At 62.1% G+C, this 22,192-nt stretch carries 19 protein-coding genes; 6 read left to right on the top strand and 13 right to left on the bottom strand.

Annotated elements, in window-relative coordinates; all coding sequences use genetic code 11:
* Positions 1–219: 219 nt before the first annotated feature.
* Together BLU29_RS12625 and BLU29_RS18825 are read left to right on the top strand one after the other, a co-directional pair.
* On the top strand, positions 220–1,362 hold the full coding sequence (locus BLU29_RS12625; protein ID WP_091058508.1) for a M48 family metalloprotease: 1,143 nt from the start codon (positions 220–222) through the stop codon (positions 1,360–1,362).
* A gap of 573 nt (positions 1,363–1,935) precedes the next feature.
* The gene (locus tag BLU29_RS18825; protein WP_157693840.1) at positions 1,936–2,253 is read left to right on the top strand and encodes a hypothetical protein; all 318 of its coding nucleotides are present in this window, start codon (positions 1,936–1,938) and stop codon (positions 2,251–2,253) included.
* A gap of 254 nt (positions 2,254–2,507) precedes the next feature.
* Here BLU29_RS18825 and BLU29_RS12620 read toward each other — a convergent pair whose 3' ends face one another.
* The 4 genes from BLU29_RS12620 to BLU29_RS12605 all read right to left on the bottom strand — a co-directional run bounded on the left by BLU29_RS12620 (position 2,508) and on the right by BLU29_RS12605 (position 5,776).
* Complete coding sequence (locus BLU29_RS12620) at positions 2,508–2,690, bottom strand: hypothetical protein (RefSeq protein WP_091058507.1); 183 nt, start codon at positions 2,688–2,690, stop codon at positions 2,508–2,510.
* Between the two features lie 149 nt (positions 2,691–2,839).
* A complete protein-coding gene (locus BLU29_RS12615; RefSeq protein ID WP_231962229.1) occupies positions 2,840–3,841 on the bottom strand; it encodes a DDE-type integrase/transposase/recombinase in 1,002 nt (333 codons plus the stop codon).
* A gap of 421 nt (positions 3,842–4,262) precedes the next feature.
* Positions 4,263–5,423, bottom strand: a complete 1,161-nt coding sequence (locus BLU29_RS12610) for a PspC domain-containing protein (RefSeq protein ID WP_091058505.1) — start codon at positions 5,421–5,423, stop codon at positions 4,263–4,265.
* A 26-nt stretch (positions 5,424–5,449) separates the two neighbouring features.
* Entirely contained in the window at positions 5,450–5,776 is a 327-nt protein-coding gene (locus BLU29_RS12605) for a PadR family transcriptional regulator (protein WP_091058503.1), read from the bottom strand.
* A 249-nt stretch (positions 5,777–6,025) separates the two neighbouring features.
* Between BLU29_RS12605 and BLU29_RS12600 the strand changes: the two genes are divergently transcribed.
* Positions 6,026–7,423, top strand: a complete 1,398-nt coding sequence (locus tag BLU29_RS12600) for a hypothetical protein (protein ID WP_157693839.1) — start codon at positions 6,026–6,028, stop codon at positions 7,421–7,423.
* 144 nt (positions 7,424–7,567) lie between these two features.
* Here BLU29_RS12600 and BLU29_RS12595 read toward each other — a convergent pair whose 3' ends face one another.
* The 9 genes from BLU29_RS12595 to BLU29_RS12555 form a co-directional block, all read right to left on the bottom strand.
* Entirely contained in the window at positions 7,568–8,038 is a 471-nt protein-coding gene (locus BLU29_RS12595; RefSeq protein ID WP_091058498.1) for a hypothetical protein, read from the bottom strand.
* A 177-nt stretch (positions 8,039–8,215) separates the two neighbouring features.
* The gene (locus BLU29_RS12590; RefSeq protein ID WP_091058496.1) at positions 8,216–9,643 is read right to left on the bottom strand and encodes an arabinose isomerase; all 1,428 of its coding nucleotides are present in this window, start codon (positions 9,641–9,643) and stop codon (positions 8,216–8,218) included.
* 9 nt (positions 9,644–9,652) lie between these two features.
* Positions 9,653–10,000 (bottom strand): L-rhamnose mutarotase, encoded by a 348-nt coding sequence (gene rhaM, locus BLU29_RS12585; RefSeq protein WP_197677708.1) that lies wholly within the window; start codon positions 9,998–10,000, stop codon positions 9,653–9,655.
* A 4-nt stretch (positions 10,001–10,004) separates the two neighbouring features.
* Positions 10,005–11,465 (bottom strand): MFS transporter, encoded by a 1,461-nt coding sequence (locus BLU29_RS12580; RefSeq protein ID WP_091058494.1) that lies wholly within the window; start codon positions 11,463–11,465, stop codon positions 10,005–10,007.
* A gap of 3 nt (positions 11,466–11,468) precedes the next feature.
* The gene (locus BLU29_RS12575) at positions 11,469–12,608 is read right to left on the bottom strand and encodes a glycoside hydrolase family 99-like domain-containing protein (protein ID WP_091058492.1); all 1,140 of its coding nucleotides are present in this window, start codon (positions 12,606–12,608) and stop codon (positions 11,469–11,471) included.
* A 101-nt stretch (positions 12,609–12,709) separates the two neighbouring features.
* Complete coding sequence (locus tag BLU29_RS12570) at positions 12,710–14,965, bottom strand: TonB-dependent receptor (protein WP_157693838.1); 2,256 nt, start codon at positions 14,963–14,965, stop codon at positions 12,710–12,712.
* 209 nt (positions 14,966–15,174) lie between these two features.
* Positions 15,175–16,239 (bottom strand): LacI family DNA-binding transcriptional regulator, encoded by a 1,065-nt coding sequence (locus BLU29_RS12565; protein WP_091058487.1) that lies wholly within the window; start codon positions 16,237–16,239, stop codon positions 15,175–15,177.
* Between the two features lie 88 nt (positions 16,240–16,327).
* Positions 16,328–18,106, bottom strand: coding sequence for a hypothetical protein (locus tag BLU29_RS12560; RefSeq protein ID WP_091058484.1), 1,779 nt, complete (start codon positions 18,104–18,106; stop codon positions 16,328–16,330).
* A gap of 740 nt (positions 18,107–18,846) precedes the next feature.
* The gene (locus tag BLU29_RS12555) at positions 18,847–19,053 is read right to left on the bottom strand and encodes a hypothetical protein (RefSeq protein WP_091058482.1); all 207 of its coding nucleotides are present in this window, start codon (positions 19,051–19,053) and stop codon (positions 18,847–18,849) included.
* 692 nt (positions 19,054–19,745) lie between these two features.
* On the opposite strand from BLU29_RS12555, the gene BLU29_RS12550 reads away from it, so the two are divergent.
* The 3 genes from BLU29_RS12550 to BLU29_RS12540 all read left to right on the top strand — a co-directional run bounded on the left by BLU29_RS12550 (position 19,746) and on the right by BLU29_RS12540 (position 22,177).
* On the top strand, positions 19,746–20,120 hold the full coding sequence (locus BLU29_RS12550; RefSeq protein WP_157693837.1) for a hypothetical protein: 375 nt from the start codon (positions 19,746–19,748) through the stop codon (positions 20,118–20,120).
* 165 nt (positions 20,121–20,285) lie between these two features.
* Positions 20,286–20,978, top strand: coding sequence for an ABC transporter ATP-binding protein (locus tag BLU29_RS12545; protein ID WP_091061129.1), 693 nt, complete (start codon positions 20,286–20,288; stop codon positions 20,976–20,978).
* Positions 20,975–22,177 carry an FtsX-like permease family protein gene (locus BLU29_RS12540; protein ID WP_091058476.1) on the top strand — a complete coding sequence of 401 codons (1,203 nt, stop codon included), beginning with the start codon at positions 20,975–20,977 and terminating at the stop codon, positions 22,175–22,177. Before BLU29_RS12545 ends, BLU29_RS12540 begins: the two co-directional genes overlap by 4 nt.
* Positions 22,178–22,192: the final 15 nt, after the last annotated feature.

Raw genomic sequence — 22,192 nt, 5'->3', positions numbered from 1 at the left:
GTGACGACACAACGGGGTGGCCATCCGGCCGCCCTTTTGATTGTAGGGCGGGATCACCGTATCCCGCCTCGAACATGATATCATTTCCGAGCGGAGGCGGGATACGGTGATCCCGCCCTACATTTCAAATCAGAACACCACTGAGCCGCTGCGATGTAGCCCTCCGGCGCTCCGTCTGCTTTCTCATCGGGGCCCCGGCCGAGCGGCCGGGACTTCCTCGTGTCCGCCTTGATCTTCCCGGAAGTCTTCGTGACCTGCGCCTTCGTGGCGTGGGCCTTGAACGAGCTGGAGCTGATCGGCTGGCGGCGCTCCCAGGCGATGCACTGGACGGAGCGCGCGCGGCGGCTCTTTCCCGCACGGGTCTCGCGGCAGATCAACGTCTGGGTGATCCCGGCCTGCGCCGCGCTGCTGCACCGCAATTTCAACCCGGCCAGCCCCTCGGGCCTCGTGTTCCTCTGCGGGTTTCTGGGCACGCTGCTGGGCAACTACCCGATGGACCGCGACACCCACTATGACCTGGCCTTCCGGCCGTGGGCGCACGAGGTCGTGGCCGGTCTGCTCATGCAGTTCTCCACCCTCGGCGCCTACCTCGCGGCCTCCGCCCTCATGCCCGCCCGGTGGGACTGGCGGGTGCCGGTGATCACGGTGGTTTTCCTCGGCCTGCTCCTCGCGCTGCAGTTCGGCCTCGCGGTCCGCCTGATGCGGGCGCTGCGCCTCCTCCGGCCCGCGTCGCCGCGGCTGCAACAGCTGGTGGACGAAACCGCCGCCACGCTCGGCGTGAAGGTCCGCGCCACGTGGGAGCTGGCCCGCTGCGACGCCAACGCCATCGCCTTTGTCCTGACCGGCGAACTCGCCTTCACCGACGGGTTGCTCGTGTATTGTCCCGATGACGAGCTCAAGGCCATCTGCGCACACGAAGTGGGTCACCTGACCGAGGGCCGCCTGTCGCTCACGGCACGCCTCCTCGGCTCGCTGATCTTCGCGCCGTTGATTTTCCTCAACCCGGTCTACCACCAGTGGGGATTGTTCGGCGTCGCGGGCCTCGTCCTCGTCGTGCTGGTCGTCCTGTTTGCCCGGCCGCGCCTGTCGCGGGCCATGGAGAAACGCGCCGACCGGATCGCCCAGGAAAGCGTCGCCGGCACGACGGTCTACGCCCGCGCGCTGGAACGCCTTTACCGCGTCAACTGCTCCCCCGCGGCGCTGAAGAAGGGCGCCGGGCGGACGCACCCGGACCTTTACGACCGGATGCTCGCGGTCGGCCTGACGCCGGACTACCCGCGCCCCGCCCCGCCCCGCCCCGCGGCCAAGGCTGGACGAGCATGGTTCTCACCGCGCTTTGCGTCATCGCCGCGATGCAGCTGACGGGGCTGTGAGATGGCGGTAGGCGATAAGCGGTAAGCTTTAAGAACTGACCGACTTTAGTGTGCTTCACTGGTTCCGGGTGAATCTCCCTGCTATGATATGCCGAACGGCTCAATAATCATTGAGTCAACCCTCAAAACCCACACTATATGAAAAATCCTAACCAACCTGGCGACAATTCATTGTGGGCCTCTGTGGACATAGCTGGGTTAGCATATTCATAGTTCGGCAGAAGCACTCACTGCAATCCCGAATACCCTCATGCGGTTGACACGACAATTACGCGGCGGACAGAGTTCAGGAAGGCCATTCCGATCAAACCCATGGTCAATAAATTTGCTCAATAGCATCTTCATGTGCGGAATAGTAGTCGCTACCGGCTGTCACCACGAGCGGGTCGCACCGCCGAATGCGGGTGCAAGTTCATTCGCGTTTTTGGCGGAACCATCATCCGCTACTCCGCCCGAGGAAACAAGCGGGAAGGCGAACCCCAGCGGGACAAAGCATTTTGAAGATTTCCGGGACGTTGAGCCGATTAACCCGCTGGCAACTCCCGTATATCCCGCACGGGCCTTGGCCGCCAAAGCTGGTCAGGCGGTCGTAAGCGTGCGGATTACTGTAGATGAGCGGGGTCAGGTCTCAGACATTGCGTCAAGTATAGTGGGCTTTTCTACTCCAGGTCCGTTTGCAGATGATTTTTACGCGGCGGTAGAAAAAGCTCTACGTCACTGGAGATTCAAGCCCGCTGAGATTGACCAAGTAGAGTCCGTCTGGACACCGCGAAAAATTACTAACCGTGTGGTCCGCACTGATAAGACCGAGACTCATTTCGATGTCACTTTTACTTTCACCGCAAGTGGTGGCGTAATTAGTGGCGCGCAGAAAAAATGAACAAGCTATGCAAGAGTTGCCGAACCACTCACCGGAACCGACGGATGGCGCGGTTCACTGAAACGTTCCCGAAACCATCCCGCGCGGCAAGGTCTTAGGCCGTGCCCAGAGGGCAGCCGACCTTTCTATGCACAGCAAAGTCGGTCAGTTCTTAAGCTTTAAGCCAGACATTCAAACCCGAGGCCGGATCGCTCCAGCCTTTTGTCTTTCGCCTGTCGGGTCAACGCTTACAGCCTAAAGCTTACCGCTTAGAGCTATTTTGCCTTCGCCGTGCGGTTGGTCCGGCCGGGATTGCCCTGGCGGGTCACCTTGGAGTGGTTGCTGCCGTTCTGGCGGATGTCGTGGGCGGCGGCGAGGTGCGTGTGGTTCTTGTTGGTCGCCGCGGCGGCACCGGCGCGTTGGGCAAAGATGGCGTCACGGTCTGATTTGGAACTCATCCCCCGAGGATACGCACCTCGGGCCGGTTAGCGAATGGATACGCTCTGCATATCTTGGCGAAGGTATTCAGGTGGAGGGCCCGCGTCCGGCGGAGTGACAGACATCGAGGACAGTTGAGGTGACAGACATCGGAGACAGTTAGATCGGATCAGATCTTGATCGATCGGGGTGGGCGCGGGAGGGGCTGCGCCCCTCCCGCTTTGGATTGCAGGGGTTGACGCCAACGGGCGTGCCGGAGTCCGGCCGGATCGTGGGCGTGGAGGTGGCCGAGCAGATGGGGTCCGAAATAGACGGCGAGGACATCAGGGCGGACCAGGCGGGCGCCGAGTTCCTCCGCGATGAAGGCCTTGCCGATGAGCCGCTGGCGTTTGCGCCAGCGGTAGCGCCCCTTGGCGTCGAGGCGCACGCGCAGCCAGGTTTTCGGATAGGTCCAGCGAGGGACAGTGGCCGGCAGAACGCGCCGGCTGGCGCGGTAGAGTTCCGCCGGCGTGCGCAGTCCGCGTGCCTCATGGGGGCGGAGCTGGTTGTAATGGTGGCGCCAGCGCCCGAAGCGGCGCTGCTGGGCCGGCGGGTGGGCTGAAACCGGGGTGGCGGCGAACCGCTTCAGCACGCCATGCATCTGCTCGTGCGCCGCGTTATCCTGCGGGCAGCGGGGACGGCCATACTCCATCCGGATGCCCAGTTTGACCCAACCCGCGCTCAGGCGGGTCCAGCCGCGCGGGCCCCCGGCGCCAAACGGGGCCCCATTGTCCGTGCGGAGGGCCTTGGGCAGGCCGTAACGGCGGAACAACCTGCGCATCACCCGAGCGACCTCCGCTTCGCCGGGCTTGGACACATGCTGCACACACAGCACATAGCGACTCGCCACATCGCGCACGGTGAGGGCATGAACCTTCCGGCCGTCGGCGGTGCGGAACTGGCCCTTGAAGTCGAGCGACCAGACATCGTTCGCACAACGCCCCGCCAGGCGTCCGCGCAGGCGCAGGATCGGTCCCGGTCTGGCGCGCCGGGTTTGCCGGCGCACCAGGCCGTGCGTCTGCAGCCAACGCGACAGCGTGCGCACGCACGGCAACTGCGAGCGGGGATACTCGCGGTGCAGCTTCCACCACAGCTTCTTCGGCCCGAAGCTCCGCTCCTGCAGGCGGGCCACGCGCAAACGTGCCTCCCAGCGCTCGCGCAGCCGGACGGCCGCCTGGGGCGTCCGGGCGCGCTCGGTGAGCGCCCGGCCTCCCCCGGCCCGAAACCGTTCCCACCAACGGTATCCGCAACTCCGGCTGATACCATGCAACCGACACAATGATGTGATACTGCGGCCGGAACCCGGCCGCTTGATCCACTCATCGATAAACCGACGCCGTGCTTGTTCCGTGACCGATGTCTTCCAGGGCATAGTGCCCCGAGAGTGTCACCGATGTCTGTCCTTCAAAGTGTCCTCGATGTCTGTCACCGAGCCTCCCTGCGGGCCACAATCCCCCTCGGCTCGCAGGGACGCGAGCCCTCCAAGTAACAATCCGTCCTCCGTCCTCTGTCCTCCGCCCTCCGTCTTCCGTCCTCAGTCCTCCGTCCTCCGCTCACTGCCGGGCCCACCATTCCTTCACCTCGCCGGCCGCGCGGTGGATGGACGGCGGCAGATCCATCAGCCAGGCGTGGAACGCCGGCGAATAATGATCGGCGACCCAGACCATCACGAGCAGGAAGCCGAGCCCCACGATCCCGTCCAGCGGCCCGGACAGGCCGCGCCAGCCCCAGTGCGCATGAAAGATCGACCGGCGCATCACCTTGAGCGGCCACGTCAGGAACTGGTAGGCAAAGCACACCCCGACGATCCCCAGCCACACGGGGATGTCAGCCGGCCACGCCAGGCCGAAGACCGCGCCATGCGTCACCAGCGCGTAGACGGCATAGAACGCCAGCGCGAAGCACAGCAGCCGGGTCCACGTCAGGATCATCATGGTCAGCCCCAGGCTGGCCCAGCGGTCCGCCGGCGGGCCGCCGGCCTGGGCCCAGTTCTGCTGCCACTGCGCCGCATTCTCGTGCATCTGCCGCCGGAAGCTGTGTTTCCAGCCGCGCATCTCCTGCCGGAACTTCCGCTTCCACTCGCGGCGCGCGTCCCGGTCGTTGAAATGCTTCATGCCCTCGTAGTAGCCCGCCTTGGCCCGGCGAATGAATTCCTCCGCGGTGGCGGCCGCCCCGGTGGCGGCGGCCTTCTCCTCCGTCGTGCGCGCCTCCGGCAGGATGAACGCGAGGAGCACATACACCAGCAGGCCCATGCCCCAGAAGATGCCCAGCAGCACAAAGCCCACGCGGACCAACGACACGTCGATGTTGAGGTAAGCCGACAGGCCGTTGCACACGCCGGCGAGCATGGCGCCATCGTTGATCTTATAAAGCCGCCGAGGCATCCGGGGCGTGCCGGCGTCGCTGGCCGCCTGCGCGCTTCCGGCGGGCTTGGCGCCGGCCACAGCGCCCGCGGCGTCCGTCGCCTGCACCGGACCCATCTGCGTGATGACGTCCGCGACCTCGCCCGTGACGACCACGGTCTTGTAGCTGCCGAGCAGCGCCCGGAACTTGTCCGCAATGGCCTGCTCGATGTCGGCGAGGATCTCGTCCTTGTCCGGGTTGCCCTCGAGCGAGCGGGCGGCGTGGTCGAGGTAGACGCGCAGCTGCTCGTAGCCGGATTCCTCGAGCTGGTAGGCGACGCCGTTCAGGTTGATGGTGATGACTCTGTTCATGGGATGGTCGGTTGCGGGGGACGCCCCTATTTCTTGCCGAGGCTCTTCACGGTTTCGTTGATCTGCTGCCAGAATTCCATTGTCTCGCGGAGCTGCGCCCGGCCCTTGGCCGTCAGCTCGTAGTATTTGCGCGGCGGGCCGGACTCGGACTCCTTCCACTCGTAGTCCACGAGCTCCTCGCGGCGCATCTTGCTCAACAGCGGGTAGAGCGTGCCCTCCTGCGTCGCGAACTCCGTCGCGCTCAGCTGCTGCAGGATGTCGGGCACGTAGACCTTGTCGGCCGCGATGATCTTCAGCACGAGGAACTCGAGGAGTCCTTTCGTGATCGGCGCAAATTTTTCGTTGAAATCCATGATGGGTGATCGGGCGAAGCTACCTTTACTAGCCAAGGTAGTGTTCGAAGCCAAGGTTGCCGTCAAGTTCGATTTGATTGGCCGTGGAGGGCCCGCCTCCCTGCGGGCCACGTCCCCGGCTCGCAGGGACGCGAGCCCTCCAAGGAACAACCCGTCCTCTGTCTTCAGTCCTCCGTCCTCTGTTGTCTGGTATTGCCGCCACGCGGAAATCCCTGCTTTCTGTCGGCTCCGTCGGGCCGGACGGGATGCATGCAACTCCTTCGTATACCCGTGTGGGGCGCGGCGTTTACCGCTGCCCTGATTCTCGCCGGCTGCAAGCCTTCCACCCAGGCTGACGCCAAGGCCGCGCCCAAACCGGCGCCGGTCGCCCCGGCCCCGGAGCCCGCCCCCGAGCCCGCCAAGGCCAAGGGCGGCCCCAAGCCGCACCCGAAGCTCGAGGACATCGCATCGGCCCGCATCGACGGCGGCTACGTGACGGTCCTGTTCAAGAACGGCCGCAAGGGCCTCTTCCCCGTCGTGGATCTCACGGACGCCGAGGTCGAGGAGATGAAGCAATTCGCCACCGCCAATCCGCTGGCCAAGGGCAAGTCGAGCGTCGTCGTGGCCAAGGTCGAGGCCAAGAAGACCATCGAGAAGCAGACGATGGTGGACGGCACGGAGACCGTCCAGCTGGTCCCGCCGGCCAAGTTCCGCGACCAGATCGGCGGCACCTGCATGTTCTACGCCCGCGTGCACTACCTCGACATCGCCGGCTACCCGATCGAGGACGGCGAGATCTACAAGGTCATCAACACCGTCCCGTCCCAGCAGCCCTACCGCGACTACCATTACTACGTCGGGATGATGATGCTGTTCCTCCGGCAGAAGCCCAGCCCGACGGTGCATTTCCCCGACGGCACGATCACGCCCTTCGAATGGGCGCGCCAGGAACTGCGCAAGGGCCGCCCCATCCTCGCCGCCCTGCCCGAGAACATCTGGCTGTCGCTCCCGGCGGACTTCCTCGCCACCCACCCCTTCGACGGCAGCGGCAAGATCGGGCACCAGGTCGTCATCAACGGCTTCACCTGGAACGCCACTACGAAGAAGGCCACCTTCCACGTCGTGAACTCCTGGCGCGTGCTGGCCGAGTTCGACGTCCCGGTCGAGGCGCGCGACGCGCGCAACATCGTCATGGAGCAGAGCCTTTCGCCCAAGGGCGCGCCGCCGGAGCAGGCGGCGAAGATCACCGCCGGGGCCATCACCCTGCTCAAGCCCGTGGGCAAGCAGAACCTTTACTCGGTCGAGACCAACGCCGGCACCCGGAAGGTGCTGGCCGCGTCCGAGGAGGGCGCGAAGCAGATCGTGGAGCTGGACACCAGCGCCAAGGACCTGGAGACCATGTTCGGCGAATACATCATCAACATCTACGACTACATCTACGAGAACGCCGACCCCAAGATCCGCGACCTCGCGGCCTCCGCGCTGCTGTCGGAGATCTTCAAGATCCCGCCGACCATCACGCTGCCCCACGTGGACCTCGAGGTGAAGAGCGCGCTCGGCACGGTCTACTTCGTGCGCACGGGGCCGCAGAAGGTCGTGAAGCTCTCGGCCGGGTCCACCGGCGAGGCGCTGGAGTTTGCGAAGCGGATGGGCGGCGGGAAGCCGTAGGCGGAAGAGAGACCTGACGGAGCGCTGCGCGAAGATGGCAAAGCAAACTTGAAACCTGAGACCTGAGGGTGGGCTCAAGCCACTGATGCGTCCGCCTGCACTTAATTTTCAGGTCTCAGGTTTCAGGTTTCTCACATATCCCCCCTACCGCTTGGCCCAGGCCCAGCCGGTGATCCGCCAGCCGTCCGCCCCCTGGTGCAGCGTGACCGTGATGGTCGAGCCGATCTCCTCCTCGAACTTGCCCCGGCGCTTGAAGGAATAGTTGGCCTTGATGACCACATAGGCGTCGGCGCCGGTGATATCGATATGCGAAGGTTTGCCGGCGGAGACGGACCCGTTGGTGATGCCGTGCTTGGCGGCATCGGCGTCGAAGTCGCTCATCCACTGGGCGAAGGCCCCCGCCCCGTGCCATTCGTGTGGCGGGAATTCATCGAGGATGGACATCTGCTCCGCCCCCGCGGCCAGCATCATCTTGGTGTCGCCCTTGTTGAAGCCGTCCAGGAACTGGTCCACGGGCTTGAGCACCGCGGCTTCCGGCGAGACGGCCGGCTCGGCCGCCGGGATCTGCGCGGCGGTGAGAATGGTTGCGACGAAGGCGATCAGGATTTTTTTCATGGACGATGCCCGATGGGGTTGAGTTTGGTTTCCACAATTCATGCCCGTCCGGCCAAGGTCAGGCGAGGCTAATGCCGTCCGGCCGATTGTCGCCGCCGAGGACTGGCTATAGCGGAAAGGATTTCTGCCAGGCTTCAGGCCTCAGCAGTGCGATATCGAGCCAGTATGCTGAAAGGTTCAACAAACCCGTATGGCATCCATACCGAGCAACGAGCCTAGCTTGGTAATTTTATCCGCAACGTGTCCGACTCCCACGGCGCAATGATGGGCCGGTCCATGTGAGTTCCAGCGGTTGACGAACTCCCGGGCTCCGCAAGCAAAACGATACCGGCTGTTCGTGTTGCCAATTTCCAAAATCGGTCCAAGCACGGACTCGGCCTCGGCACAAAGCAGAGCGAGCCTGCCACCCGCTTCGATCACCGAAAGGAGCGTCACCGGGCCGTGCCTGACGGTCATCTCAACCGAAATGCCCCGGCCCACCTTGCCATGATAGACCTTGAGCGGGCGAACCTTGATCTTGCCCTGCGCGATGGCGATATGACCGGGACCATCATGACCCATGAGCACGATATCGTCGCTAAAATCCATCGCATAATACTCGGTGAATGAGCCACCGACGCCGAGCAGGTCCATGATCTTCATCGCCTGCGCATTCTTGATCTCATATTCACCGGCCACCGGGATGCTACGTCCCGTGAGCAGCGATGTGCCCAAAATGATCGAGGCGATGGCGTCCTCATTTTCAGAAACTCCGGTGCCCTTGTAGAAGTAAGCCAAGGATCCCAACCGATGTTCAGCGACCAGGCGGTCCAGGGCTACTGATGTGCGGGCCGCTGCGGCCAGATCTTCGGCGGCGCAATCCGACTGAACGTCAAAGGTGGTTTGAAATTCATGCAAACGCGCCTGCATCTCTGCCGAGGTTACCGAGCGGCGAAGCGAGGCCAGTTCATCAACCTCCAAGTGCTCAATATGCGTGCCGAAGGTGGCGCACTGCAGGGTCACATCGGACTGGATGTCCAGCATGCCGCCATAGTAATGGCCCATGAGGCCCAGCCGGTTGCCAAACATGCCTGCCGCCACGCGTGCGGCTTCGACCCAGGCGTCAACCTCTCGCCAGCAAGCCGGATCGTTGTCGAGCACGCCCGTGACCTGGTGAAATTTCACCCCGGCACGCTTGAAGACGTTGGCTATCTCGGGCACCGGACAAGCCGAACAATGCGCCAGCCAGTCGCTGGTCATGGCGATTCGATCCGCCAGCGCATTGAACGTCGCATAATCGATGGCCGGTGCAGGGGCGAGATTGAGCACGATGACCGGAACTTTGGCCCGCTGGACGACCGGCAGGACCGTCGAGGATAGCGCGTAAGTCGTTACATGCAGGAAAATGATGTCCACGTCGGCCCGCCGCAGTTCGCGCCCGGCGGCGTAAGCCCGATCAGGGGTGTCCACCAGACCCACATTGACAATTTCCGCACCCGGGCGGGCGAGTTTGACGGCCACACGGGCCAAATATCCCTCCAAGCGTTCCTTGAGTCCGGCAAATTGAGGCCAGTAGGCATCGAGTCCGATGCCAAACAGCCCGATACGCAGAGGGTGGGCCGACATGGAATGGGATTATTTCAAGTGAAAAACCTCTTGGAGTGCGGCCGTGGCCGGGCTGCCGTCATCATTCGTCGGCATCAGCTCACTCATATGCCGCCACCACCGCTGGCAAATCTCGGTTTGGGCAATTGCCGCCCACCGCAGCTCGCTTTGGATTTCCACATAGCCGAAGAGCTGTCGGCTCGCCGGATGGTAGAAGATCGAGTAGTTGCGAACACCATGGGCTTTGAGCGTCTGCGCCAGCTCCGGCCAGATCGGATTGTGCCGGTGGATGTATTCCTCCGCCCGTCCGAGATTCACGGCCATGATGAATGCTTTGCGCATAAGCGGTGCATTGCTGCCTGGATGCGTCGCCGTCATGACTTCACCTGGGCGCGGCAACTGGCACCGGCATGGAAGACCCGTCTTCACCTGCGCGAGCATCCAGTCGCTGCCGCACCGAAGCCATGATCCCCTCAGTGATCGGAAATCTGCTCACCAGCAGCATCGCCACCACAATGGTGACCGCCGGCAGGGAAAAATCCACGACCCGCATCCAAAAGATTGTTGGCGCATCCTGGATCGAGCCTTTCGTCACATCGAACCCTGTCAGGTTGATCAGGATGCCACCCAAGGCGAAGGCCACCGTTGAGCCGAGCTTGATCATCCAAGTGTAGAAAGCGGCGAACATCCCCGAGTCACGCCAGTTGTTCGCTTCGGCCTCAAAGTCGCAGACATCGGCGACCATCGAGGGTGTCAGCGTCCAGAGTCCCGTAAATCCGGCTGCAAAGAACATCGAAGGCACCACAAAGAGCCACGGCAATGCCGGGGTGTAGCAGACCCATTTCAGCAGGTTTCCCGCCAAAGCCAGTCCCAGGAAAAGCAACAAGGCCTGCTTCTTCCCGTATCGTTTGGCCAGCAGCACCAGGGGGCCTGCGAGAATCATGCTGGTGCCCTGCCAGGCGGTCGAAGCAGCCCCGATCAGGAGCGAACCATGCGCCTGGTCCCCGCCGTGGATGAAATAGATGGCGATATACGGACCGATGCCGGACACGCTGAAGACACCGAGACACATGAAGACCACGGCCCCCGCTAGCAGCCGGAACGGGCGGCTGCCAAACACCCGTCGGAGTGATTTGAAGAATTCGCCCAGGTTCGCCTTCGATTTTGTGGGCGCGCCGCCCCGGATGGCCACCAGCGGCTTTTCTTTGCAGAAAAAGACCGTGCACAGGCCCGAAACCAGGATCGAGAATGCCATCACCCCGCCCACCCATCTCGCCCCATTGATTGTGCCCGTGAAGCATTTCAATTGGGTGGCGGCATATGACCAGCCATAAAACACCCCGGCTGCTCCGCCCAAAAAGGTGGATGCCGCCATCAGGCGTGTCCGCTCGTGATAGCTTTCTGTCAGCTCAAAACCCAGCGCCTGCCAGGGAATCGAAAGAAATGACCACCCGGTGTAGGTCGCGCAGGAGAAGAGCAACAACCACAGGAAATAGCCTCGCTCCGACATTCCGTCTGGGAAAAGCCAGACCAGCGCGAAGAAACCTGACGACACCACGGCGCCAAGCGCGATGAATGACCGTCGATCGTGTTGCTGTCTGTAGGTGTCAGACAGGTAGCCGGCCAGTGGGTCGGTGAAAAGATCCAACAGTCGCGGCAAGGCCAGCGCCAAGCCTACCAGTGCGGGATTCACCCCGAGCGCGATATTGAAGACATAATTGGCCAGGCTGCTGATACCATAGCCCGTGGTCAGGCTGGCGAAATTACCGGAAGCGTAGGCCAGTCTTTGCCCAAACGGAAGCGTCTCCGTGCGGGTCGCCGTGCTGGTGGGTGTAACGGCCATGGTCTAGGTTGCGCCGAAAACTTCCCTGATCGCCTCCAGATAGGCAAAGCCGTTCCGCCGGTCCGGTTCCAGGTAGCTGCCCTCGGTCCACTCATTCCAGGCATTGATGCTGAAATGCCGGGCGGGCAGCCGTTGTGCATCGACATGGTTTTTCGCCAGGCGCAACGCCCGCCGGAAACTTGCCGGGGTGTTGCCCTGCAAGGTGGCCATGAAGGGATAGGTGCGGCGCTCGAATGCATCGGTTTGCGCGCACCGCGGCGACGCATCCCAGCCCATCGTCACATTGGGGAAATACGGGATGTTGAATTCCGTGCTGGTCTTGCGCCAATAGCCTACGTTGTATTTCAATACATTCAGGTAGCTGGTCTGCGGAAACACATAGCGTCGTTCGGGGTAGTGATGGATCCACACATAGGATGAGACACTGTCGAATTCGAGGCGGTGAATTGTCTCCTCCGGTCTCGCCAGGCCGTTCCGGCTGCCGACAATCGTATTCTGCCAATGGACCAGATTGAGATGCAGCCCGGGGAACCCCGCCCGCTCGACCCGCCGGCGAAAGGAACGCAGCGCTTCCTTCAGGCGGGCGACTCCGCCCAGCCCCTTGATCAGGTTTGGCAGGTCGTAAATTGAGAAATAGGGGCACCCCGCAATTGTCCAATAGTGCGGCGAGCTGAAATATTTCTCGATCACATGGGCCGCGATTCGATCGAAATCTTTGCGGCCGACCAACCCGGACAGCAGCAATGGGTTTTCTCCGTTCAGTGACGCGGGCTGGATGTTGAGCCAGTCATGGTTGGCCCACATCAGCGCGAACTTGATCGCGGGTCCGCCCTTGATCCCGAGAAAACCATCATCCAGCGCGCCATTCAGAAAGGGGCGCCCGCCGTAGTGATACCAATCGAAGATGAAATGATTGATGCCATGGCGTGAAGCCATGTCCGCCTTCTTCTTCATCGCCGCCGGCAATGACTCATTTTCATAACCCCACAGCGGGACCTTCGGCTGCTGATGTCCCTTGAAGCGCGGTTTGGCGGCCCGAAGCAATTTCCACTCCGTCCAGCCGGGCCCGTGCCAGTCGGACACCCGTTGATCGGCGTGATAACCGGGAAAGTAGTAGACTCCGATCTCGTATTTTTGACTCATGGAACAGGTGTCTGTCAGCGTGGCTGCTTGCCGTGCCGTCTAGAAAAGATTCCCGCAGAGGGGTTCCTCTGCGGGTGATGTGCGGATGACGCCGGTTCAGATCAGAACTTTACTTCGGCAGAGAAGAGAACCTGCCGCGCGTCGGAAAGCTCCAGGGACCGGACGAAATAGCGGTCGTCGGTCAGGTTGTTCACCGCGAGACCCAAGGTGACCCGGTGCTTATCCCATACGATCGGGTAGTGCGCGAAGACATGGATGTTCTTTGTGTTCCCGTGGGTCGCGATGCCGTAAAATGGGTTCGTGATCGCGTCATAATGGACCGTCCCAAAGTTGTATTGCATGCCCGCGCCGACATCCAGGTTGGCCAGCACGCCCCCCTCGACCCGGAATTTGCCAAAGAATACGAGCGCGTCCTTCACCACGCCGGGGAAAGTTGAGCCCTGCAGGGCTGGATCGGTGTCCTTGGTGTCCTTCGCGTCGGTGTGGGCGTAACCCAGGCCGAGCTGGAGTCCCTTGACCGGCCTCGCCTGCAGATCCACTTCAACCCCCTTCGCCTCCGCCTCGCCGGCGATGAGCACGTTGTCCGCGCCGGGAAGAATCTGGCCGGTCGTCTGGTCGATGAAGCCGCCGGGGTTGGTGATCTTCACGTTCGTCTTCTTGATGTCGAAGTAGGCGATCGAGCCCGTCAGTTTCGAGTCGAGCAGGTCCAGCTTGAAGCCGAAGTCATAACCCTTGCTGGTCTCGAGTGGGCGGACCGCCTGGTCGCTGGCGCGCAGGCCGTTGGATTTGTCCGTGCCGGAATAGGTCGCGTAGAACGAGAGCCCATGGGTCACCTCGTAGATCCCGCCGATTTGCGGCAGCGTCTTGGTGACATTCACGTCGGCATAACTCTGGCGGCGGATGCCGCCCATCAGGTGCAGCTTGTTGTCCAGGGCGCCGATTTGCTCGGTGACAAACAGGTTGGCGCGGCCAAAACCCGGGGTCGTGGCGCCGAGCGAATAATCGAACCATTTGACGAAGTTGCTCGTGTCGGCGGGCATCGCGGCGAAACGCACCGCGTCCGGCTGGCTCGGATCCACCGTGAAGGGGAACGGCCCGGGTGTGATGTAGAAGGCGCCCTCGGACTCGACCATGCGGGTGCCCGAAACGCCCAGCAGGGTGGTGGTGTGAACCTTGCCCAGGTCGTAACGCAGGAGCGCGTTGATCTCGTAATAGCGGGACTTCGTGCGATACCGTTCGTCAAATGGGAAGAATTGCGACGTGAGCTGCGTCGCCGAGGTGGGCAGGGAGACATTCGCCGCCGCCGGCGTCCGGAAGGTGTTGAGGAAGGCCGAGACGTCGTCGAAGTGAAACTGGTCCTGGCTGAAGATGCCCTGCAGGGTGATGTGGCTGTCGATGATCTGCTCCACCCGGATTTCACCGTAGCTATGCTGGTTATACAGGTGCCCGCCCGGGAAGGAGGTGCCGTATTCCTCGCCGAAACCCGGCACATTGAAAATGCTCACCGCCTGGGGGAAATTCGCATTGGGCTGCAGCGCGCCGATGATGCCGCCGCGGGCGAAGTTGCCCGTCTCCTTTTTGTAGGAGTAGTCGAAGGTCACCAGGGTCTTGGGGGTGAGCTTCCACGTCAGGACCGGATTGATGAAAAACGTCTTCGACTTCTCGTATTTCTGCGAGGTATCCTTGTCAGAGTAGGCGCCTGGCACCCGGAAGAGGAGCGTCTTGCTGTCGTTCAGCGGCACGTTGAAATCGAAATCAGTGCGGTAGAGCGAATAGCTTCCGACTGTCTCCTCGATGGTGGCCGCATAGTTCGCCAGCGGGCGCTTGGTGGTGTAATTTACCACGCCACCCGGCTCGACCACGCCGTAGAGAATCGCGGCCGGGCCTTTGGCGACCTCGACCCGCTCGATGTTCGAGATATCGGTGATCGAATTGAAGGCGATGCCGTTGCGGAGCGGGGACGAACTCTGGAAGCCGCGGATCGTGTAGGTCTCCGTGTCGTTCTCATTGCGGTTCGCATTGGTCACGCCCGCCACATACGCCGTGGCGTCCTGCACCTTGTAGACATTCATGTCGGTCAGGAACTCCCGGTTCAGCACGTTGATGGTGATCGGCAGCTCGTTCAGCGGCGTGTTGATCTTCGCGCCGGTCGTCGTCGAATCCACCCGGTAGCCGTCGGCCGCGGAATCACCGCGAACCGTGAAGGGCGTGAGCGTGATGATGTCATCCTGCGTCGCTTTCTTCGACGGGGTGGAAGTGGTGTCCGTTTGTGCGCGGGCCAGGGGGGCAAGAGCGACTGCGGTCAAAATAATAAGCAGCCGCGACAGGGGAAGGTAATGCTTGGGGGTGGAATTCATGGGTGACGGGGTTTCAGAGGCACACCGCGGCACATCTTGTCTGGATGAAAAACCGGCCGGGGCCGGCATATTCCTCGAGACTGGGGTGTGCTTTGGGGTGCGGCTGTCAGCGATATTCCCCGGCCCGCCCGGCACAACGTCTTCGCCACTGGACTGTCCATTGATCGGGTGGTCCATGCTGGTTCCAGGTCCTACCACGCCTTGCCCGCTCATGCACCTCGCGCCAGACTGCCCGTCACCGGTTGTCCGCGCGCCGAGGCCGGGGCCAACGGCAAACTGGCGCCGTCCTTCCAGGTCCCGTCGAAGAGTATTGTTTCCGGCCTATGAAGTATCCCGTGTTGGTTGCGCCGCATCTGCTCAATCAACAGGTCAATGGCTCGGCCGGATTGAGCCTCGTCCTGGGTATCAATGCCCGCCACAAAGTGATTCTCCTCGCGCCAAAAGAGCACCGCGAGGCCGACATCCTTTGGCACCTGCAGGCCAACGCCCTCCAGCGCCTTCAGGATGGTGAAATCCGCCGACAGAATCACATCAGGACGATAGGCCTTGATCCAGCGCTTCAGGGACTGGGAGGTCGATCCGGGTAGCAACAGAAAGGGAATGCGATCTTTCTTCGGAATCTCACTGAGGAAGAAGTGATAAGCGGCCGCCCAGCAATGCATTGTCCGCTCATTGGCGTCATTGGTCAGGACCAAGCCCGGTCGCTTGTAGCCGCGTTGCCTCACCTGGGTGAGACATTCAAACAACCCCTGGTGGTGATCGTGATCCACGGCATAAAGCCGGGGCTGCACCAAAGCTCGACCGATGACGACACAAGCGTAGGGGGACAAATCCAGCTGCAAGCGAGCGGGCGCTTCAGGATAATTCAAAACGACAATACCCTCCGTCCCCCGGGCGGCCAATATTTGCTCGACGCGCCGCGGCGTCATCCCGGGTGCCCGGAGCCAGATCTCTTCCAGCCGGTAACCCAGTTCTTTTGCCCGGTCGTTCAATCCACGATAAAATCGCCGCAACCCATGACCGGCATTCAGCCAGTGCTTGGGCGTCGGCCAGTCCGAAAGCACAACAATCGGCGCAGTGACATCGGAGGTGTCGTGGCGTGCAATCGCCCCCATCACTTTGGCCACAGTCGGGTCCGGCTGATATCCGAGCTTCTTGGCGAGTGCCTTGATTTTTGCCCGGGTCTTACCCGGAATGCTCGGATGATCGCGCAACGCCAGCGACACGGCGGATTTCGAGAGACCGGCGTGGCGCGCAATATCACGAATGTTCATGGCTAGGTAGCTGCTCGCCTGTCAGCCTGCGCGCAACGCAAAGTTTGCCGGGCGGTTCCCGCCCGGCAAGGAAGCCGTCCACCGCCGGCTATCGATAGGTGATAATGGGCATCCAACCCACCGTATCATGCGCATTCGTTCCACTGGAAGTCCCGACGCAGAAATGGATGACATCCCCGGCTGTGACTGAAATGCTGTCAACTATGGTGTCGAAGCCTCTGCTGCCGTAGGTGCCGGCCAGCGATTGCCCGCCCGAGGTTGCAGGCCAAAGCTGGCGGTTTGTTGCTCCATTCTGGTAGACCAAGGCACCCACCCCACTGCCGCCAGCGGAATCCGTAAGATAAACCCGGCCCCGAATGCTGATCGTCCCGGTGGACGGCGCCACCCAGGAGTGCGCCACCCAGTAGGCGCCATTGGAGTCCGGCAGCAGGGTAAATTGCCCCACCTGCCCGTTATTGTTGTCCGCCCAGGCATAGGCTGACCCGCCATCCCACACCCCGGGAGTGCCGATGAAAGTCGGGCAGTCATTCCAGGCGCTGCCATTCCAATATTGGTAGCGCCATTGATTCGACCCCTGGGTTGTGGGGCTGAATTGATAGCCGACACAGTAGATGGAACCGGCGGAGGCGGCGGCAATCTGATTGGCCGGAATGGAAAATCCCGAGAAGTCCCCGGTCGTGAAGCCCGTGGATGGCTCGTAGTAGATGTTGTCCCAAATAGAGCCCGTGATGGTGTTGCCATTGGCAGAAACTGACCGAAGCGAGTAATTCCCGTTGTTCAGGAAAGCGTTGGACCAAACAATATTGTTGGTGTTGTGGTCGGTCGCCGGATCGCGTGGTGGATTGGATCCCGCCGGCAGTTGCAGGAACTCGAACCCGGGCCCGGCGGTGTTGTTCACATAATTTGCGACGATATAGGAATTGTTGGCATACGCTTCGATATCGATGAAGCATTGGTCGGGTGAGCCGGTCGACGGCACGGTATCCATCACATTGTTGAGGTAGGTCACGCTTTCCGTGCGCCATTGAAATATGGCGGTGGTCCCCTGGGGCAGCGCCATCGTCGCGAGGTTGTTGAAATAGTTCCCCGCGATCAGGACATTGGTGGAATCGACGACCGCAATATCGGCCTGACAGTCATGCGCCCAACACCCGGACACAATGACATCCTGGAACGAATAGGTCGTGTCGTAGACCCCCGAGATATTATACCGATCGAAGGTTCCCCAGCACGCCATCACGTTGGAAAACTGGCATTTCGTAATCTGGATATCCTTGCACAGCCATTGGCTTGAGTTCGGCAGCGTGGTGAAGGACGGATCGTTCTGCAGGTCGATGCCAAAGGAGTATTCGATGTTATCGGTGGTCGCGGGTGTATGATTATAGACCTGATTGATGTTATGAATGTAGAGATTTGCGAAATGCAGGCCTTGGTGCCCCAGGCTGGTCCAGCGGGCCTGAATGCCGTCGCCGGCGTTGCAGATTTCGAGACCGCTGATCAGGATGTAGTCTGGATTGATGAGCTTGATGGTGCGGTCATTCGCGCCTGAGTTGCGCTGGATCTTTGGGCGCGCGCCGCTGCCGTAGCTGGTGATCGTGAGCGGCGAGGTCCAGGAGGAGCCCCCGCCGTGAATGTCCATCTCCTGATTCCACGTGCTGCCACAGGCGAGAAAGATACTGTCCCCCGCAGCGAACGTGTGCGAGTTGACGTTGGTGAAATCAAACCAAGGCGTGCCGGGGCTGGTTCCGTTGTTGGAGTTCAATCCCGAGCTGCTGTTTACGTAATAGCTGGTGGCGCCGGCAGACAGGCTGCCGAATGCCAGCAGCACCACGACAAAAGGCCGAAGCGGCGAAATAATATTCTTCATATGCTTTGGGGGTAAAAACGAACTCCAGCCGCGCCACGAAAGCGAATGGCGGGGCGTGTATCTCGTGCCTGAAAACCTTAGGCCCCGGCCATGGGTGAATCCAACGCTTTGTGGATGGACGGTCCAGTAACCCACGGATCCGCCTGGAGAATCCCTGCCGTCCTGAAATGAATTTTCTGTGCAGCTTCCCGGCCACGTTCCACGCGTTAACACCCTGCAGACCGACCTGATCTGTCTCAAGTTGGCATTGTCTCCATCGATGGAGCAGCGAAAGGGGTCCGACATGATTTTATCCATCCGCCCATTCCGGGATGCCGGGCGCGTTTACGGAAAACGGGATCAGTCTGATCCCCGGCTGAAGGCTTCGGACTTCCTTCGTAGATCCCTCGCCCATCCTTGCGCTATCCTGAGGATGCATTCAGGGATCCTTCGGAGGGGAAACCTGGAACTTAAGACCTGAAACCGTAGTCACGGAGATGGCGTCGTGCAGCTTGATGCAACAGCCCGTAGCGGAGCGGAGGGTGACTGATGCGGGTGCCCAAAGGGTGGCAGCAGGCACAAACCTGAGGGATTCGCCCCGGTCGGAACGCCCGCTATCAATGAAAACAGTAAGGCCGGCCCACCCCTGGGCCGGCCTTTTCTGACCTAACACCTTTTAACACACTAAAGAACCTCTGAACGAGGAGACAGACGTAGCGTCCGGGTTTTCGTTCGAAGAATTCCCGGCCGGCCGGCCGAGTTCACAGGTCTGTTACATTCGCCCCGGCGCGCCGGAGCCGGGCGAAGACCTCCTGCTCCGCCTGGGACCAGAGGTCGATATCGGTGACCGGGTCGCTGATAACCAGACGGGCCAGCTGGTCCGCCCGCCGGGCGATCTCCAGCTGCAGGTGCGCCAGATCATTTCGCTGAATCGCGGGAACGGCGGCGGGGGCTTCGAGGAGAGGCATGCGGGTCGGGAGGGACAGGCACTATACTCCCGGGTTGCGCCGATGCACGTGACCGTTGCGTGACAAGATATTCACACGCCTCGCCGAGGCGGAGACCTCGCCGTTGCTGGCTTCCTGCCACCCCTCTCCAGAGGGGATTGTCGCCAGCGTAGGTTCGGGTCCCCACTGGAGAGGGGCCTGTCGGCCATAGGCCCGGCGACGGCTGATGGCGCGTAGCGCCGGGGTGTGTCACCCGGGCATCACATACCTGACGGTGTAGTGCCAGGGTGTGTTTGCAAAATACCTTAACCGCCCAATCCGGCGCTCAATCCGTCACTTTCGCTGCCGGTCATCCTGAGCCGGGGCGAAGGATCCAGCAGGATTCGCGCGTGCCTCTGGATCCTTCGCCCGGCTCAGGATGACAATCAGAGGATTTTGCCAACACGCCCGAGTGTCCCGTCAGACAAGTTCGGTTCAGATTGTAGGAGCCTGCTTGCAGGCGATTTCGACCCGCGGAGCCAATCCCCACGCCTGAATCGCCTGCAAGCAGGCTCCTCCATTCGGAAATTGGTCTCTTGAGATTATGCAGCGAACTTATCTGACGGGACACTGGTGGATCCTTCTTTCACCCTTGGACAATTCTCCCCTTGAAAAAAGAGGCACGCGAAGCATTGTCCGCCGCATTGGGCTGAGCCCGATGCCATCAGGACCACGTGAGATCCAATTCCCGCAACCCTTTGCCATCATGGCGCCAACAGCTGACCGCCGGCTTTGCGGCCGCGTTGGTTCTGGCTCTGGCGGTTCTCGCGGCGAGCCCGCAATTGCACGCCTGGGTTCACGACCATGGGCTGGTCCCGGTCAAGGGAAGTGCGGCGCCCGCCGGCCACGAGGATCAGCCGTCCGGTCAGGATGACACCGGCTGCGTGGTGGTGATGTTCGCCAACGGCGTGGTCTGCGCCGCTTTGGCCCTGATGGCGATTACTGCCCTGTGGCAGTTCATCAATTTGCTTCCGCGGGTGGAGACGGCGGCCTGCCGCCAGACCCCGCGCTATTGGCTGCCGCCGTTGTGCGGGCCGCCATTGGGCTGAGCCATGATCGTCGGTCCGGGCCGGTTCGGCCCGGACCTTGACTGCAGGTTAGCGATCGGAGCTCCGCTCCTGCGTCGCGCACGTTTAACCGCTCTGCTCAGCCATGGATTCTTCCCTTTTCAATTTCCGTTCGTCCGCTTGTGCCAGCCGCGCCTGGCCGCGCGCATGAACCCTTCCTCACCCCTCCTGCAGGTCACGGGCCTGCGCCGGTCCTTCGTCACGCCCGAGGGCGAGCGCAAGGTCATCGTGGACGTGCCCGCGTTTTCACTCGCGGCCGGCCAACAGCTGGCGCTGCGCGGCGAAAGCGGCTCCGGCAAGACCACCTTTCTCCATCTTATCGCGGGCATTCTCGCGGCCGATGCGGGCACCATCCAGCTGGCCGGACGCGACATGGCCACCTTGGGCGAGCATGCCCGGGACCGGTTGCGGGCCGGAAACATCGGATACATTTTCCAGACCTTCAATCTCCTGCAGGGTTACTCCTGTTTGGAAAACGTGCTGCTCGGCATGGCCTTTGGGGCGGGCATGGACCGGGCCCACAGCAGGGCGATGCTGGAGCGCGTCGGCCTGGGTCACCGCCTGGGTCACTACCCCCGCCAGCTCTCCACCGGCCAGCAACAACGGGTCGCCGTGGCGCGGGCGCTGGCCAACCACCCGAAGCTCGTGCTGGCCGACGAACCGACGGGCAATCTCGATCACAAGAATGCCCGGGAATCGCTGGCCCTCATCCGTGAGACCTGCCGGGAAAACGGCGCGGCGCTGCTCCTCGTCAGCCACGATCCCGCGGTGCTCGGCACGTTCGAGGACGTGCGGGATTTTGCCGGATTAAACCAGGTGTTGCAGGAGGCCGGGTCATGACCCTCGCCCTCATCGTTCTGCGCAGCCTGCGCCAGCACCTTTTCTCCACGCTCATCACGGCGTTCTCCATCGCGCTCGCCGGCGGCCTCCTGATGTCCGTCTGGGTGGTGAAGGTCCAGTCGCAGGCGACCTTCACCCAGGTGAACGCCGGTTTCGACGCCGTGCTGGGCGCCCGCGGCTCGAAGCTCCAGCTCGTCCTCAACGCCATTTTCCACCTGGAAGCCTCGCCCGGCAACGTGGCGTTCGCGGACTACGAATTCATCAAGCGGCATCCGGCGGTCAAACTTGCCGTGCCCATCGCGGTCGGCGACAACCTGCGCGGTTACCGCATCGTCGGAACGATCCCGGAATTCTTCCGCGACGTGGAGTATGCCCCGGGCAAGACCTTTGCTCTCCGCGCGGGCCAGGTGTTCAATCCCGACGCGAAGGAGGCCGTGCTCGGCAGTTTTTCGGCCGAGAAACTCGGGCTCAAGGTCGGCGACATTTTTCACCCGTTTCACGGGCTGGTCTACGACGAGAAGAACCAGCACGCGGAAACCTACACGGTCACCGGCATTCTCGCTTCCTCCAACACTCCGGTGGACAAGGTCATTTGGATCCCGCTCCACGGGTTGCAGACCATGAGCGGGCATGACCCGCGGGCGGCGACCGACGTGAGCGCGGTGCTGATCCAACTCCGCTCGCCCACGGCGGGCTTCATGCTCGACATGATGTATAACAAACAGGGCAACCGGCTCACTTTCGCCTACCCCGTGGGCGCCATCATGGCGGATCTGTTCAGCAAGATCAGCTGGTTCGACCAGGTGCTGACCCTGGTCGCCTACCTGGTGGCATTCGTGTCGGCGATCGGCGTGCTGGTTGCGATCTACAATTCGATGGCCGCGCGCCGCCGCGACATCGCGATCCTGCGCGCGCTCGGCGCGGGCCGGCTGATGCTTTTCAGCGCCGTGGTGCTGGAGGCCACGGTGATCGGGGCCCTCGGCATGGCGGCGGCGTTTGCGGTCTATGGCCTCACGGTCGCCGGCGTGGCCGCCGTCATCCGGGCCCAGACGGGCATCCTGCTCGAAACCTGGGCCTATAATCCGGTCATGCTCTGGGCACCGGCGGGCATGGTGCTGCTGTGCGGCGTCTGCGGATTGCTGCCGGCCTGGAAGGCTTATCGCACCGACGTGGCCGGAAACCTCGCGCCCATCTCCTGAGTCGATCCTCAACCC

The organism is Opitutus sp. GAS368, assembly GCF_900104925.1.
Taxonomy (GTDB): Bacteria; Verrucomicrobiota; Verrucomicrobiia; order Opitutales; family Opitutaceae; genus Lacunisphaera.
This window is presented reverse-complemented; position numbering and strand designations above follow the sequence as displayed.